The sequence below is a fragment of the Flavobacterium sp. 9R genome (assembly GCF_902506345.1).
Classification (GTDB): Bacteria; Bacteroidota; Bacteroidia; order Flavobacteriales; family Flavobacteriaceae; genus Flavobacterium.
On the sequence record NZ_LR733413.1, the window covers coordinates 1,782,385 to 1,797,493 of the forward strand.

Consider the following 15,109-nt stretch of genomic DNA (forward strand, 5'->3'; position numbering starts at 1 on the left):
TTATAACGCTATTCTTCAAGTTGTAATGGCTTGTCTTCAATTTGCAAAGCGCCAGCTCCTAAAAGATTTTGATGTTGAAATTGATGCGTTAGCGTAGCTTGATGACGAATGTATGCCATTTTTATAGCTGCGATGGCGGCTTCGGTACCTTTGTTACCGTGAATTCCTCCGCTTCTGTCTATCGATTGTTGCATCGTATTATCGGTTAGTACGCAAAAAATTACAGGAATATCGGTTTGTACGTTTAGGTCTTTGATGCCTTGGGTAACGCCTTCGCAAACAAAATCGAAATGTTTGGTCTCACCTTGAATCACACAACCAATCACGATAACCGCATCTACGTTTTGAGTTTGAAGCATTTTTTTAGCTCCATAAATCAGCTCAAAACTACCTGGAACATTCCAACGGATAATGTGCTGAACGGGCACCTGGTTTTCTATCAAGGCTTGGTAAGCGCCATTGAAAAGCCCTTCTGTTATATTTTCATTCCATTCTGCAACCACAATTCCGAAACGGAAATCTTTGGCATCTGGAACTTCGTTTTTATTATAATCCGATAAATTTTTGTTTACGGTTGCCATTGTATTGTTTTATTTAAATTAAACTCTTGTACTTTTTGTTGCCTTTTAAGAATGATGCCAAAAAAGCAAAAACATTACTCCTAGCCCCGATGGGAGGGAATATCCTTTTGTATACAGCTGGCAGGTGATAAAACCTGACAGCTGTATACAAAAGATAGGAAGGACAGCGGGACGATTTTCGCTGAAAAGCCTATTGTTGCTGCTCCTAAAAAACAGTAGTAAATATAGGCATAAAAAAAGAGGTTAGAAATGAAAGTATTCAAAAATTAATTCGAACTCCTTTGGTTTCTAACCTCAAATTATTTTGGAAAAAAGTGCTTTTTATTGCGCTAATCCTATCAATCCATCTACAACAGCAGCTTCTGGAGTTGCGTCATAATTTTCTTTGATATCTGTAAAGTATTTCAAAGCGTCTTCTTTTTTGCCTAAGCTCAAAGCCGTTTTACCAGCTTTCATCAAGAAACGTGGCGTAGTAAAATCGTTTTTGTTCGATTCAGCTGCTTTTACATAAAAATCTAAAGCTTCTTCTTGCTTGTTGGTTTGAGCATAAGCATCTCCAATAGCTCCTTTTGCCAATGCGCTTAGGATAATGTCATCAGATTTGAATTTCTCTAAATAAGAGATTGCTTCTGCATATTTACCTGTATTTAGGTAAGCAATACCCGCATAGTAGTTGGCTAAATTTCCAGCAGAAGTTCCTGAATATTCGTCAGCGATTTTGATAAATCCGAATTTACCTTCAGACCCGTTTAATGATAATTTGTATAAAGAATCACTAGCTACACCGTCAGTTGCTTTTTGGAAGTTTTGTTGGGCTACGAACATTTCGTTAGCTGCTTCTTCTTCTTGTGGAGTAGCAATAAATTTTTGGTACGCTAAATATCCTACAGTTATCAAAGCAATACCTGCTACGATACCAATAATGATTTTTTGGTTTTTGGCAACAAAATCTTCAGTTCTTGATGCTGTTTCGTCTAGCTTAGAGAAAACTTCAGCTGTAGCACTGTCTTTTTCATTAATTTGAACTTCTTCGATTGGTTCTTTTACTTCTTTCTCTTTTGGTGTTTTATATCCTCGTTTGCTGTAAGTAGCCATTTAAAATTAATTTAGTGAGCCGCAAAAATAAAATTTTTATTGAAACAGACGTAAAAAAAATTGATTTTATATTCAGTTTTATCTTCTTTCTTTTTTCAATTCTTGAAAACCTTAATAATATGGATAATTTTCAATAATTTGCGCCCCTCTAAACTAGCCCTCATAAACGAGGTTGTTGTCCATAAAAAGGGAGCTTTCACTATGTATTTAAAAAAAATTTCTTTATTCAATTATAAAAATTTTGCCGAAGCTGAATTTGAATTTGACAACAAGATTAATTGTTTTGTTGGCAAAAACGGAATTGGAAAAACGAATGTTCTGGATGCCATTTATCATTTGGCTTACGGTAAAAGTTATTTCAATCCGCTGGCCATTCAAAATATCAAACACGGTGAGGATTTTTTTGTAATTGATGCTTTGTTTGAAAAAAATGAGCGCAACGAACAAATAGTTTGCAGCATCAAAAAAGGGCAAAAAAAGATTTTAAAAAGAAACGGAAAAGCCTACGACAAATTTTCGGACCACATTGGTTTTATTCCACTGGTAATTATTTCGCCTGCCGACCGTGACCTTATTATAGAAGGCAGCGAAACCCGAAGAAAGTTTATGGACAGCGTGATTTCGCAACTCGACGCGACCTATTTACAGCAATTGATTCAGTATCAAAAAACAATCAGTCAGCGCAACGCTTTATTGAAGTATTTTGCTTTGAATCACGTTTTTGACAAGGACACCTTATCTATTTACAACGAGCAATTGGATGGTTTTGCTGCCTTACTTTTCGAAAAAAGGAAAGCCTTTATTGCCGAATTTTTACCCATTTTCAATAAGCATCATCAAGCCATTACAGGAAGCGCAGAACAAGTACAATTGGTTTATGAAAGTCATCTTTATGAAAATTCTCTTTTGAACTTACTAAATGAAAATTTAGCCAAAGACCGAGCGTTACAGTACACCAGCGTTGGCATCCATAAAGACGATTTGTCGTTTGAGATTGATTCGTTTCCTATCAAAAAATTTGGTTCACAAGGCCAACAAAAATCATTTTTGATTGCGCTAAAACTGGCTCAATTTGATTTTCTGAAACAACAAAGTGGCGTAAAACCAATACTGCTTTTTGATGATATTTTTGATAAGCTAGATGAATTTCGAGTAGCCAAAATTATCGAAATGGTAAAAGACGATTCGTTTGGACAACTCTTTATTTCGGACACTCATCCCGAAAGAACTGAGGCCATACTGCAATCGACTTATCAAAGCTATACCGTTTTCAATTTGTAGCAAACAAAAAGAACACGCTTTAGCATTCAAGATTTGAAGTGTTTTATTTCAACCAAAGCCTAAAAAATAATTACTTTTACATAAAATCATTCAATACCTATGAAATCGCCATTAACAAAGAGTTTGCTGCAAGCAAACACCAATAAATAAAAGGCGATTGCATATATGACCACTAAAAAATAAATTTTACATATATGAAAAACATTATTATCATCGCATTGGCAATGCTTTTTAGTTTTACTTCTTGTCAAAGTCAAACTTCAAAAAACATACAACTACTAGAAGCTTCAGCTTTTGCAGAGAAAATAAAAAACACCCCTAACGCACAAATCCTTGACGTAAGAACCCCTCAAGAATTTGCAGGCGACCATATTGAAAATGCCAAAAACGTCAATTGGCTCAATGCTGATTTTGCCACAAATGCTGCAACATTAGACAAAACAAAACCCGTATTTGTATACTGCAAAGCAGGAAGTCGCAGCAATAAAGCTGCAGCAAAATTAGCAGAAATGGGATTTACAACCATTTATGACCTACAAGGTGGTATTCTAAAATGGGAAGCGGCTGGCCTTTCAAAACCAAGTGATAAACTTGTTGGAATAAACCGTCAACAATTTGAAGCACTTTTGAAGTCAGACAAAAAAGTACTAATCAATTTCTTCGCGCCTTGGTGTGCGCCTTGCAAAAAAATGGAACCTTTCATATTAAAAATGCAAAAAGAAAATAGCGACAAAGTTGTTATTGTTCGTTTGAACGCCGATGAAAATAAAACCATTATGAAAGAACTAAAAGTAGAAGAACTTCCAACCTTACTTTTGTACGAAAACAACAACCTTAAATGGAAAAGTAGCGGTTTTGTAAGCGAAGAAGATTTGAAAAAACAAATACTATAACTATGGTTTCGGAAAGTACGATACAATTCTTGAAAGATTTAAAAACCAACAACAACAGAGAGTGGTTTTTAGACAATAAAAAACGATACGAAGCTGTAAAAAAAGAATACTACCAACTAACATCTGACCTATTGGATAGTATGAAGCCTTTGGACCCAACTTTAGCACTTTTGGAAGTAAAAAACTGTGTATTCAGAATCAATCGTGATATTCGTTTTTCAAAGGATAAATCACCTTACAAAACCCATTTAGGCATTTGGCTTTCTACTGGCGCAAAAAATGTAGAATCGGCTGGATATTATTTACAAATCGATACTGAAAACCCTTTTGTTGGTGGTGGAATGTATTGTCCTCAACCCGAACAAATTCAGAAAATTCGAAAAGAAATCAACTTTTTTTATGACGATTTAGTAGCCATAACTAGCGACAAAGATTTCGTGTCTAATTACAAAGCACTGAATCGTGACGAAAATTCAACGCTAAAAAATCCACCAAGAGGCTGCGAAAAAGACAACCCAGCCATTGAATTTTTAAAGTTAAAAAGCTATACCGCTACAGAAAACTTCAAGCCTGAACTTTTGACGCACAAAGATTTCATTCCGTTAATGGTCCAAAAAATGATTGCTTTGCGACCGCTAAACGAATTCCTCAACAGAGCTTTAGAAATAGAATAACCTGTTTGCAACAGACAAAATACTACTCCCTATGGAAATCCTCAAAAATTTTTCATTAAAAAATTACAACACCTTTGGCATTGAAGCCAAAGCCAAACAATTCGTTGCCGTTCACTCTACCGAAGAACTGCAACAGGTGTTAGCACAGCATCCCAACGAAAAAAAATTCATTTTGGGTGGAGGCAGCAATATGCTATTGACCCAAGACGTTGACGCCTTAGTCATCCACATCGATTTGAAAGGAAAAAAGATAATCGATGCCAATGACGATTTTGTTTGGGTGGAAGCCCAAGCTGGCGAAAACTGGCACGAGTTTGTACTTTGGACCATCGAGCAAGATTTTGGTGGATTAGAAAATATGTCGCTTATTCCGGGCAATGTGGGCACTACTCCGGTTCAAAACATTGGCGCTTATGGCACTGAAATCAAGGATACTTTTGTTTCGTGCCACGCTATGCACATAGCCACTCAAGAAATCAAAAGTTTTACCAATGCCGATTGCCATTTTGGATACCGCGAAAGCATTTTCAAAAACGAAGTAAAAGGTCAATTCGTAATTACTAGCGTGATTTTCAAATTAACCAAGAGAAATCACCACATCAACACCTCTTACGGCGATATTACTGGAGAATTAGCCAAAAACGGCATTACACAACCCACGCTAAAAGACGTGAGCAACGCCGTAATTGCCATCCGACAAAGCAAATTACCAGACCCAAAAGAGCTTGGCAATAGCGGTAGCTTCTTCAAAAACCCAATCCTTCCGAAAGCCGATTTCGAAAGCATTCATAAAAAATTTCCCGAAATGCGCTTTTTCGAGGTCTCTCCTACCGAGATCAAAGTACCTGCTGGCTGGCTAATCGAGCAAGCGGGCTTCAAAGGCAAACGCTTTGGCGACGCCGGAATTCACAAAAATCAAGCGCTGGTTCTTGTCAATTATGGCAACGCAACGGGGCAAGAAATCGTGGCGGTCTCCAAAAACATTCAAGAAACTATTTTCAACACTTTTGGCATACACATCGAGGCCGAAGTGAATATCATTTAGGAGCAAAACAATAGGCTATTCAGGAAACAAGGTTCCCGCTTTTCGCTATAATCTTTTGTGCCGAACCCCGGCACAAAAGGATTTCCGCTTCAATCGGGGCTAAAGAGCCACAAAAGGCTTTTTTGTAAACATCCAAAAATCTCAAAAAATGTACACACCCGATATTTACCAACTAGAAAATCCCGATAGCATTCGCGCCTTTCTAAAAGAAAATGCATTTGGCATATTAATCAATCAAACCAACGGAAAATTGTGGGCCACGCATATCCCAATGGAATTGGATTACAATAGCGAGGGTAAAGAAATTTTGCACGGTCATCTTTCCAAAGAAAATCCACAAGGCATCGCTTTTGAAGATAACACCGAAGTTTTAGCTATTTTTACGGGGCCGCACGCTTACATTTCATCTTCTTGGTACGACCACGAAAACGTACCCACTTGGAATTACACAGCCGTTCACGTATACGGAAAAGTAAAAATCATTCACGGAGAAGCTGTAATCGATTCTCTAACAAAATTGGTAGACAAATACGAACAAGCCTCAGCCTGTCCGGTAAAAGTTAGCGAATTATCCAAAGCTACGATGCGACAAGCCAAGGGCGTAATTGGTTTTGAAATTGAAATCACTCAAATTGAAGCGACACAAAAAATGTCACAAAATCGCGACGACCACAATTACAAAAACATAATTCAAGAGTTAGCAAAAACACAATCTCCTTCAGCTATTGCAGTTGCAGAAGAAATGAAAAAATTAAGAAAGTAAATCACCGATTGTATGGAAAGTTTACAATTGATAATTAACTTTGCAGCCATCCTATCAGAAACTAATTAACACAATGTTTTTATATCTACTATACTTTTTTATCGCACTAATCGTAATACAATTTGTATACTATATTGGCGTTTTTAGTAAATTTTCCTTCACAAAACCTGATGCAATCAACGCTAAAAATATTCCTATTTCGGTAATCGTTTGTGCCAAAAATGAAGAAGAAAACGTAAAAGAATACATTCCGATTCTTGCACAACAAGACTATCCAACCTTCGAATTAGTACTGATAGATGACGCTTCTAGCGATGAAACATTAGAGGTTTTTGAAGCCTTTGAACAACAATATCCCAACATTCGATTAGTTAAAGTAAAAAACAACGAAGCCTTTTGGGGCAATAAAAAATATGCTTTGACCTTAGGGATTAAAGCAGCAAAATATGAGCATTTGTTATTCACCGATGCCGATTGCTTCCCGCTTACCAAAGACTGGATTACCAATATGTCCGCTCATTTTGACCGTGACAAAAAGATAGTTTTAGGCTATGGAGGTTATACCAAAATCGCCAATTCTTTTTTAAACAAAATCATTCGCTACGAAACCGTATTAACAGCAATACAATATTTTTCTTGGGCAAAATCAGGCCGTCCTTATATGGGAGTCGGACGAAATTTAGCTTACAAAAGAGACGTTTTTTTTGATGTAAACGGATTTATTGACCACATTCAAGTGCGTTCTGGCGACGATGATTTATTTGTCAATCAAGCAGCAAATAAAGAAAACACAACCATTGCTTACACTCCAGAAAGTTTTACGTATTCTGAACCTAAAAAAACATTCAAAGAGTGGTTCAATCAAAAAAGACGACACGCAGCAACCGCTGAACATTACAAATTGGGAGACCAATTCCAACTTGGTGTCTTTTATTGTTCCCAATTACTTTTCATAATAACCGCAATTGTATTACTTGCTTTTCAATTTGAATGGATAATCGTTGCAAGCTTAATTGCTTTCCGATATTTATTCACTTGGATTAGCTTTGGATTAGGAGCTAAAAAACTAAAAGAAAAAGACATCATCTATTGGTATCCTGTTCTTGAATTTTGGCTTATATTCACACAAATTAATATCTTTATTACCAATATTTTCTCAAAACCTGTACATTGGAAATAAATAAAAAAATTGAAAAAGCTAAAAAAGGGGACCAAATTGCCTTCACTTTCTTACTAGATCACTACTGGAATGAGGTATACGGCTTTATGCTCAAAAGAACCGAAAACGAAACCGATGCAGAAGACATCACTATCGAAACATTCTCAAAAGCGTTCGATAAAATTAGCACCTATAACAGCGAATTTCAATTCAATACTTGGCTTATTGCCATCGCAAAAAATGTCCACATCGACTTATTGCGCAAAAAAAAATCCAATCTTTTCGTAGAAATCACCGAGGAGCAAGACCGCCAAGCTCAAAATATTGCTGACACTACCCCATCAGCAGAAGACGAATTGATTACGGAACAAAATTTATCTCGTTTATTACAATTCATCAAAGAATTAAAACCACATTACCAAGAAGTCATTCAATTGCGTTATTTTCAAGAATTAAGCTACCAAGAAATCGCTACTAAAATTGACGAACCCATTAGTAATGTAAAAATCAAACTCCTGAGAGCTAAAAAGTTACTAGCAGAAATTATCCAGCAAAAACGCTAGTTTCATCAAAAAGCAAAACTTCGATTCTTCAGTTTTTTCAACAAAAACAAGCAATAACATTACATTTTACATCAATAAAGTTAAATACTTGCAATTATTTTTGTAATTTAACACAATAAGAAAATACTTGTTGACGTTGTTAAATATAAAAATACTGCTTATGATTCTATAGTTACTTAACCTCTAAAACTATACACCATGTCAAAATTAAGTATTTACGAAAGCCGCTGGATTGATCTTGTTTTTGAAGACAAAAACAAAAATTATGGAGCCTATCAATTACGACAAGAAAGTACCAAAAACACGGTATCTGCTTTTTTTCTTGGCGTTTTATTAATTACCACTATCGTCTGCATTGCTATGGTCATTAACAAGCTAAGCCCAAATACCATTGTAGCACCAGAAATTCCAGGATTTGAAATACGACCTATAGATTTAGACGAAATCATTCCGGTGACACCTGAAGAACCTGTTAAAAAAACAGCACTCCCAACGGTAAAAAATCCTGTAGAAAACGTAGTAACTACCCAAAACATGACCAATCCGCAAGTTGTAAATGCAGATGTGGCCACTCCAGACGTTCCAAAAAACAATGAGTTTTCACAATCGAATACAACAACTGCTGTTACAGGTGAGGCTACAACTGGAACGGTGACTACTGCAACACTCGGCACAACTCCTGAAGTAGAGGCACCCAATAATAACATTGTTAACACCGCTATACTAGACAAATCGCCAGAATTTCCTGGAGGAATGAAAAAATTCTATAGCTATGTGGGGAATAACTTTGCAAAACCAGATATCGAAGGATTAGAAACCATCCGCATATCGGTAGCTTTTGTAATCGAAAAAGACGGAAGCTTGACTGACATTCGCGTGTTAAAAGACCCTGGATACGGATTAGGACAAGAAGCCATTCGAGTTTTGAAATCTTTAAAAACCAAATGGAATCCTGGAATTTTAAACGGCAAACCTATGCGTACAGCTTATACTCTGCCCATCATCATAAAAGCAGAATAACTTCAAAAAAGCAGAACTAAATGTTCTGCTTTTTTTATGCAAAATTCACTCAAAAACTGATGTGTTAACTTCTTTTTTTACATACAACTTTGCCCTATCTTTGTGACTCTGAAAAAATGAAGATATGGAAACGACAACAGATAACACATTACCAATAGGCAAACCAAAATGGTTAAAAGTAAAATTGCCGATTGGACAAAAATATACTGAATTACGCGGATTAGTAGATAAATACAGCTTAAACACCATTTGCACCTCAGGAAGCTGCCCAAATATGGGAGAATGCTGGGGAGAAGGAACCGCTACATTTATGATTTTAGGAAATATTTGTACTCGTTCTTGTGGTTTTTGTGGTGTAAAAACAGGAAGACCAGAAACCATTGACTGGGACGAACCTGAAAAAGTAGCACGGTCAATAAAAATAATGAACATCAAACACGCTGTAATCACCAGTGTAGACAGAGATGATGTAAAAGATGGCGGTTCTATTATTTGGAACGAAACCGTAAAAGCGATTCGTAGAATGAATCCAAACACCACACTGGAAACACTTATCCCAGATTTCCAAGGTATAGAAAGAAACATTGACCGCATTGTTGAAGCCAATCCAGAAGTGGTTTCACACAATGTAGAAACCGTTCGAAGACTAACTCGTGAAGTGCGCATACAAGCCAAATACGACCGTAGCCTAGAAGTACTGCGTTATTTAAAAGAAAAAGGCATCAACAGAACCAAATCTGGAATTATGTTAGGTCTTGGAGAACAAGAAGAGGAAGTCTTTCAAACACTTAGAGATTTACGCGAAGCTAAAGTAGACGTTGTTACCATTGGTCAATACCTACAACCTAGCAAAAAACACCTTCCTGTAAAAGAATTTATCACGCCAGAACAATTTGCTAAATACGAAGCCTATGCATTAGAACTTGGTTTCAGACACGTAGAAAGCGGGCCACTTGTTCGTTCTTCTTACAAAGCACAAAAACATATTTTATAAAAGGATTTTCAAAATAGCAAATACAGAATTGAAAACAAGAATTGCAATTAATGGTTTTGGACGGATTGGACGTAATTTATTCCGCCTTTTGGTCAACCATCCTACCATCGAAGTGATCGCTATAAACGACATTGCCGATGTAGCAACAATGGCTCACTTGATAAAATACGACAGTATTCACGGAATCTTACCTGAAAAAGTAAGTCACGACACTACTGGCCTTATCATTGCCGACAAACATTACTTGTTTTTTAATGAAAAAAACATAGCCAATCTGGATTGGAAAAAACACAACATTGACTATGTCATCGAATCTACGGGTAAATACAAAACTTTCGACGAGATCAATGCACATATTTTAGCAGGTGCCAAAAAAGTGATTTTATCCGCTCCCGCCGAAGTAGAACAAATAAAAACGGTGGTTTTGGGCGTAAACGAGCACATCCTTGACGGAACCGAAACCATTATATCCAATGCCAGCTGCACCACAAACAATGCCGCACCTATGATTCAAATTATTGATGAATTATGCGGTATTGAGCAAGCTTACATTACCACCATACACTCGTATACAACCGATCAGAGTCTACACGACCAACCCCACAAAGACTTAAGAAGAGCTCGTGGTGCAAGTCAATCTATCGTCCCCACGACAACAGGTGCAGCCAAAGCACTCACAAAAATTTTTCCTAAATTGGAAGGCAAAATTGGAGGTTGTGGTATACGTGTTCCCGTTCCGGATGGCTCTCTAACTGATATAACTTTTAATGTAAAAAGAGCCGTTTCGATTGAAGAAATCAACAAAGCTTTTAAAAATGCTTCTCAAAAGGAACTGAAAGGAATTCTAGATTATACTGAAGACCCTATCGTTTCTGTAGATATTCTGGGTAACACCCACTCTTGTCTTTTTGACGGTCAACTAACTTCTGTGATAGACAAAATGGTAAAAGTTGTGGGCTGGTATGACAATGAAATAGGCTATTCCTCTAGAATTATTGATTTGATTTTACACACAAAACAGGAATACAAATAATGAAACAACAAATAAAATACTTTTGGATTCTATTATTGGTCAGTAGCACTATGCTATCTGCTTCCTCTACACAAATCATCGACAGTATTTCTATTTATCATAATTTATCACAATACAATTTCAAAATTCACAATTACGAGAAAGCCCTTCATTTTGCAAATAAATCGCTAAAATACAGCCAAACTACCAAAAATATCGAAGCACAAATCGAAAGAAACTTTGTACTTGGTAAGCTGTATTTTGATTTAAAAAAATACAATGAGGCTCAGAATTATTTTGAACAAAGCTGTCAACTGAACACCAAAAACCCAGCGGATTTCAATAAATTCAAAGCCATCTATTTTGAAGGGTATTGTGCTATTGAAAAAAAAGATTGGAACAAAGCATCCCTTTCATTTGCAAAAGCGGACAATTTACCAATTACGCCCGCACTCAAAAAAAAGGTCAACTTATTGCTTTTAAGAAAGGCAAAACTATATTTCAGCAACAATCAATACGATATTGCTTCTGTCAATTTCGACAGAGTTCTTTCAAATTCAGACCCTGCTACTGAAAAAAACAATATAGAAGCAGTCTATCTATATACTGGAATTATAACACTACAAAACAAACAATATCCAGAAGCACTTGCCCTTTTGGAAAAAGCTTTGGCTTTGAACAAAACCACCAAAAACCTAAAAAGTAAGGAAAACATCCTGCTACAACTCAGCAAATGCTACAAAGGAATGCGCAATTTTGACCAAGCCTATTCTTACTTGGAAGAATATCATTTACTCAAAATGCATTTGGCCGAAATCATCAACGCAAAGCAAAATCAAGAAAACTTCAAACAATTCAAGCGTGATGAAGCATACAAAGCCATCATAAAGAAGAACAAAGAGCAACAACAAGCAGAAGATGCTAATAAGTATTCTAAGCTAATCAATATTTTAGCTATTGCACTAATCACGATTTTGTCACTTTTGAGTTTGTCCCTGTACAAAAACAACATCATCAGAAATGAAAGCAACAAGCTCTTAAAGGAAAAAAATCAAGAATTAATCATTGCAAAAAACAATGCAGAAAAAGCTTCTAAAGCCAGAGCTGAATTCCTTTCGACTGTAAGTCACGAATTGCGAACACCTCTTAATGCCATCAACGGAATCACCCATTTGTTACTAGAGGAAAAACCAAAAAAATCGCAGTTGAATTATTTGGCATCACTTCAATTTTCAGGAAATTACTTAGCCACTTTTATCAATGAAATTCTTGAAATCAACAAAATCGAGTCCAATAAAATTGAACTAGAGAACATCTCGTTTCACCTAAAAGAGCTATTAGAAAATATTCAAAGCTCGTTGAACAAATTTGCATTGACCAACAACAATGCATTCAACTTAGAATTTGATAACAATATTCCGAATTATCTCATAGGCGACCCCACAAAACTTTCGCAAGTGTTTTTGAATTTAATCAATAATGCTTTAAAATTTACCCACGACGGAACGGTCACAATTGTAGCCAATTTGATTAAAATTAAAGACGACAAAGCCAAAATCAATTTTCAAATTATCGATACTGGAATTGGAATCCCACAGGATAAACTCGAATTAGTCTTTGAAAACTTCTCTCAAGGCTCGGTAGAAATCAACAGAAAATACGGTGGAACAGGATTAGGATTAACCATTGTAAAAAAGCTAGTCAAAGTCTTGGGTGGAAAAATAAAGCTGGTGAGTGAAGAAGGAAAAGGGTCTACATTTTCATTTAGCTTACCATTTACAATAGCAAAAAGTTTAGAGGAAGCTACAGAAAAAGTAGTAAATTATGATGAAGAACAATTCAGAAGCAAAAAAATATTATTGGTAGAAGACAACAAAATCAACCAAATGATTACCAAGAAAATGCTTGAGAATAAAGGAATTGTTTGCATCATTATAGACAATGGTGAAGATGCAGTCAAATTGATGCACAACCACGAATATGACTTGGTCTTAATGGATGTGCACTTACCTGGAATTAATGGCACCGAAGCCACCAAACAGATTCGAGAATTTGATAATACTGTACCAATTATCGCCTTGACAGCAATTTCACTAGACGAAAATAGAGAAACACTACTTTCTTACGGTATGAATGATGTGATTACCAAACCATTCATACCAGAAGAATTTTACACTATCATATCAAAATACATTGCTAATTAATAGGTCAGAATCAATTCTCTAATTAATTGTCTGACTTTAGGCTCAGCACCTTTGGCTGCCTCGAGGACTTCGTCGTGTGAAATGGTATCAATACTATCTGCATCCCCCATATCAGTTATAACCGAAACACCAAAAGTCTCGACCTCCATATGGCGAGCAACGATAACCTCGGGTACGGTTGACATTCCGACACAATCAGCGCCTAGAATTTTTACCATTTTATATTCAGCCAACGTTTCAAAAGTAGGGCCTTGCAAACCTAAATATATTCCGATATGCACTTTGATGGCTAATTGTTCCGCCAATGAAGAAGCGTGAGCAATCATTTTTCGGCTATACGGTTCACTCATATTGACAAAACGTGGACCAAAACGTTCGTCATTTTTCCCACGTAAAGGATGCTCTGGCAAGAAATTAATATGGTCTTTCAACACCACTATCGAACCCACTTGATACTCAGAATTTACTCCTCCCGAAGCATTAGAAACAATCAATTTGGTAATGCCTAAATATTTCATCACACGAACAGGAAACGTCACTTCCTTCATTGAATAGCCTTCATAAAAATGGAAGCGCCCTTGCATCGCCACTACCTTTTTGTCACCAATTGTTCCAAATACCAAGGCGCCTTTATGACCTTGTACTGTTGATACTGGAAAATTTGGGATTTCGGTATACGGCAACGTGTACACAATTTCCATTTCTTCTGTAAAACTTCCTAAGCCTGAGCCTAAAATCACCCCATACTCAGGTGCAAAATTGATTTTATTTTGAATAAAACTAACGGTTTCTTGAACTTGTTCCCACATAATCTAAAATGGTTTGGTCGAATTCTTTTTCATTACTGATAAAAGAACTACGAATTGGTAAATAATACAATTGTTCAGAAAGAATGGAATCTTTCAATCTAACATAATCTTTTTCGGTGGTAATAATCTTTCTACCCTTGGCTTGCTTTTGAATAGCCGTAATTTCGTTTTCGCTAAAATGGTGATGATCTGGAAATGTCAAACATTCATCATCCTCTGCTTTGAGATGCTCAAAAAAAGATTCTGGTTTTGCAATTCCTGCCAAAAGCAATTTGGATTCATTTTCTAAATCGGCCAATTTTAGCTTGGTCTCTTTTGAGTAAACCGAATCCTCATAATCAATAAAGGTAAAATATAATTGCTGATTATCGGCTAACTTGAGTTGGTTTTTTATCCTTATTTGTTCCGAAGTAGGAAGGTTTTTTGGACATTTGGTTACCACCACAATCGCTGCTCTTTGCCCCCCCCTTCTACTCTCTCTTAAGTTTCCTGTTGGCAATATATAATCATTAGCATAAATATCTCCGTAAGCCGTTAATAGAATATAAAAACCTGCTTTTACTTTGCGGTGTTGATAAGCATCATCTAACAAAATAATTTCAGGAGATTTTTTTTGAGACAACAATTGCTCTATACCATTTTTCCTGTCAGCGTCTACAGCTACTTGAATAGCAGGAAACTTTTGAAAAAACTGAAAAGGTTCATCTCCCAAAATCGCTGCATTTACAGATGAATCCGCTAGTAGAAAACCTTTAGATTGTCGCTTGTACCCACGACTCAAAGTTGCCACACTATATTTGTTTGAAAGCAACCGAATCAAATATTCAATTTGAGGCGTTTTGCCCGTTCCGCCAACACTTAAATTACCAACAGCTATAATGGGTATTGAAAACGAATACGATTTTAAAAATCCGATATCAAAAAGAAAATTTCGGATAGTAGTAATAAAGCCATATACAACAGCAAAAGGAAAAAGTAATATTCGGAGTAATTTCATACTACGAAATTATAACAAA

Annotated in this window: 15 protein-coding genes; 11 read left to right on the plus strand and 4 right to left on the minus strand. The window is 36.2% G+C overall.

Going from position 1 to position 15,109, the window contains the following annotated elements:
* Positions 1–8: 8 nt before the first annotated feature.
* Positions 9–581 carry a 6,7-dimethyl-8-ribityllumazine synthase gene (ribH, locus tag FLAVO9AF_RS07855; RefSeq protein ID WP_159686753.1) on the minus strand — a complete coding sequence of 191 codons (573 nt, stop codon included), beginning with the start codon at positions 579–581 and terminating at the stop codon, positions 9–11.
* Between the two features lie 321 nt (positions 582–902).
* Positions 903–1,676, minus strand: a complete 774-nt coding sequence (locus FLAVO9AF_RS07860; RefSeq protein WP_159686756.1) for a tol-pal system YbgF family protein — start codon at positions 1,674–1,676, stop codon at positions 903–905.
* A 201-nt stretch (positions 1,677–1,877) separates the two neighbouring features.
* On the opposite strand from FLAVO9AF_RS07860, the gene FLAVO9AF_RS07865 reads away from it, so the two are divergent.
* From FLAVO9AF_RS07865 to FLAVO9AF_RS07915, 11 genes are all read left to right on the plus strand, one after another.
* Complete coding sequence (locus FLAVO9AF_RS07865; protein WP_159686759.1) at positions 1,878–2,957, plus strand: DNA replication/repair protein RecF; 1,080 nt, start codon at positions 1,878–1,880, stop codon at positions 2,955–2,957.
* Positions 2,958–3,151: 194 nt separating this feature from the next.
* A complete protein-coding gene (locus tag FLAVO9AF_RS07870; protein ID WP_159686762.1) occupies positions 3,152–3,850 on the plus strand; it encodes a thioredoxin domain-containing protein in 699 nt (232 codons plus the stop codon).
* Positions 3,851–3,852: 2 nt separating this feature from the next.
* Positions 3,853–4,524, plus strand: a complete 672-nt coding sequence (locus FLAVO9AF_RS07875) for a DUF2461 domain-containing protein (RefSeq protein ID WP_159686765.1) — start codon at positions 3,853–3,855, stop codon at positions 4,522–4,524.
* A 31-nt stretch (positions 4,525–4,555) separates the two neighbouring features.
* Positions 4,556–5,569 carry a UDP-N-acetylmuramate dehydrogenase gene (gene murB / locus FLAVO9AF_RS07880; protein WP_159686768.1) on the plus strand — a complete coding sequence of 338 codons (1,014 nt, stop codon included), beginning with the start codon at positions 4,556–4,558 and terminating at the stop codon, positions 5,567–5,569.
* Positions 5,570–5,717: 148 nt separating this feature from the next.
* Positions 5,718–6,332: an FMN-binding negative transcriptional regulator gene (locus FLAVO9AF_RS07885; protein ID WP_159686771.1), complete on the plus strand. Its 615-nt coding sequence runs from the start codon at positions 5,718–5,720 to the stop codon at positions 6,330–6,332.
* A 73-nt stretch (positions 6,333–6,405) separates the two neighbouring features.
* Positions 6,406–7,512, plus strand: coding sequence for a glycosyltransferase (locus FLAVO9AF_RS07890; protein WP_159686774.1), 1,107 nt, complete (start codon positions 6,406–6,408; stop codon positions 7,510–7,512).
* Positions 7,503–8,054: an RNA polymerase sigma factor gene (locus FLAVO9AF_RS07895; protein ID WP_159686777.1), complete on the plus strand. Its 552-nt coding sequence runs from the start codon at positions 7,503–7,505 to the stop codon at positions 8,052–8,054. The genes FLAVO9AF_RS07890 and FLAVO9AF_RS07895 overlap by 10 nt, the downstream gene beginning before the upstream one ends.
* Before the next feature lie 198 nt (positions 8,055–8,252).
* On the plus strand, positions 8,253–9,074 hold the full coding sequence (locus FLAVO9AF_RS07900) for an energy transducer TonB (protein ID WP_159686780.1): 822 nt from the start codon (positions 8,253–8,255) through the stop codon (positions 9,072–9,074).
* A gap of 124 nt (positions 9,075–9,198) precedes the next feature.
* Entirely contained in the window at positions 9,199–10,068 is an 870-nt protein-coding gene (gene lipA, locus FLAVO9AF_RS07905) for a lipoyl synthase (RefSeq protein WP_159686783.1), read from the plus strand.
* A 28-nt stretch (positions 10,069–10,096) separates the two neighbouring features.
* Positions 10,097–11,101 carry a type I glyceraldehyde-3-phosphate dehydrogenase gene (gap, locus tag FLAVO9AF_RS07910; RefSeq protein WP_159686786.1) on the plus strand — a complete coding sequence of 335 codons (1,005 nt, stop codon included), beginning with the start codon at positions 10,097–10,099 and terminating at the stop codon, positions 11,099–11,101.
* Positions 11,101–13,284 carry an ATP-binding protein gene (locus FLAVO9AF_RS07915; protein ID WP_159686789.1) on the plus strand — a complete coding sequence of 728 codons (2,184 nt, stop codon included), beginning with the start codon at positions 11,101–11,103 and terminating at the stop codon, positions 13,282–13,284. The genes gap and FLAVO9AF_RS07915 overlap by 1 nt, the downstream gene beginning before the upstream one ends.
* Here FLAVO9AF_RS07915 and FLAVO9AF_RS07920 read toward each other — a convergent pair.
* Together FLAVO9AF_RS07920 and lpxK are read right to left on the minus strand one after the other, a co-directional pair.
* Complete coding sequence (locus FLAVO9AF_RS07920; protein ID WP_159686792.1) at positions 13,281–14,093, minus strand: purine-nucleoside phosphorylase; 813 nt, start codon at positions 14,091–14,093, stop codon at positions 13,281–13,283. The two genes, FLAVO9AF_RS07915 and FLAVO9AF_RS07920, sit on opposite strands and share 4 nt — an antisense overlap.
* Complete coding sequence (lpxK, locus tag FLAVO9AF_RS07925) at positions 14,065–15,090, minus strand: tetraacyldisaccharide 4'-kinase (protein WP_159686795.1); 1,026 nt, start codon at positions 15,088–15,090, stop codon at positions 14,065–14,067. Before lpxK ends, FLAVO9AF_RS07920 begins: the two co-directional genes overlap by 29 nt.
* Between the last annotated feature and the right edge of the window lie 19 nt (positions 15,091–15,109).

What these genes read in the sequence shown, in the direction of transcription:
- ribH (WP_159686753.1), bottom strand. Translation starts at nt 581, where the DNA reads ATGGCAACCGTAAACAAAAATTTATCGGATTATAATAAAAACGAAGTT.
- FLAVO9AF_RS07860 (WP_159686756.1), bottom strand. Translation starts at nt 1,676, where the DNA reads ATGGCTACTTACAGCAAACGAGGATATAAAACACCAAAAGAGAAAGAA.
- FLAVO9AF_RS07865 (WP_159686759.1), top strand. Translation starts at nt 1,878, where the DNA reads ATGTATTTAAAAAAAATTTCTTTATTCAATTATAAAAATTTTGCCGAA.
- FLAVO9AF_RS07870 (WP_159686762.1), top strand. Translation starts at nt 3,152, where the DNA reads ATGAAAAACATTATTATCATCGCATTGGCAATGCTTTTTAGTTTTACT.
- FLAVO9AF_RS07875 (WP_159686765.1), top strand. Translation starts at nt 3,853, where the DNA reads ATGGTTTCGGAAAGTACGATACAATTCTTGAAAGATTTAAAAACCAAC.
- murB (WP_159686768.1), top strand. Translation starts at nt 4,556, where the DNA reads ATGGAAATCCTCAAAAATTTTTCATTAAAAAATTACAACACCTTTGGC.
- FLAVO9AF_RS07885 (WP_159686771.1), top strand. Translation starts at nt 5,718, where the DNA reads ATGTACACACCCGATATTTACCAACTAGAAAATCCCGATAGCATTCGC.
- FLAVO9AF_RS07890 (WP_159686774.1), top strand. Translation starts at nt 6,406, where the DNA reads ATGTTTTTATATCTACTATACTTTTTTATCGCACTAATCGTAATACAA.
- FLAVO9AF_RS07900 (WP_159686780.1), top strand. Translation starts at nt 8,253, where the DNA reads ATGTCAAAATTAAGTATTTACGAAAGCCGCTGGATTGATCTTGTTTTT.
- lipA (WP_159686783.1), top strand. Translation starts at nt 9,199, where the DNA reads ATGGAAACGACAACAGATAACACATTACCAATAGGCAAACCAAAATGG.
- FLAVO9AF_RS07915 (WP_159686789.1), top strand. Translation starts at nt 11,101, where the DNA reads ATGAAACAACAAATAAAATACTTTTGGATTCTATTATTGGTCAGTAGC.
- FLAVO9AF_RS07920 (WP_159686792.1), bottom strand. Translation starts at nt 14,093, where the DNA reads ATGTGGGAACAAGTTCAAGAAACCGTTAGTTTTATTCAAAATAAAATC.
- lpxK (WP_159686795.1), bottom strand. Translation starts at nt 15,090, where the DNA reads ATGAAATTACTCCGAATATTACTTTTTCCTTTTGCTGTTGTATATGGC.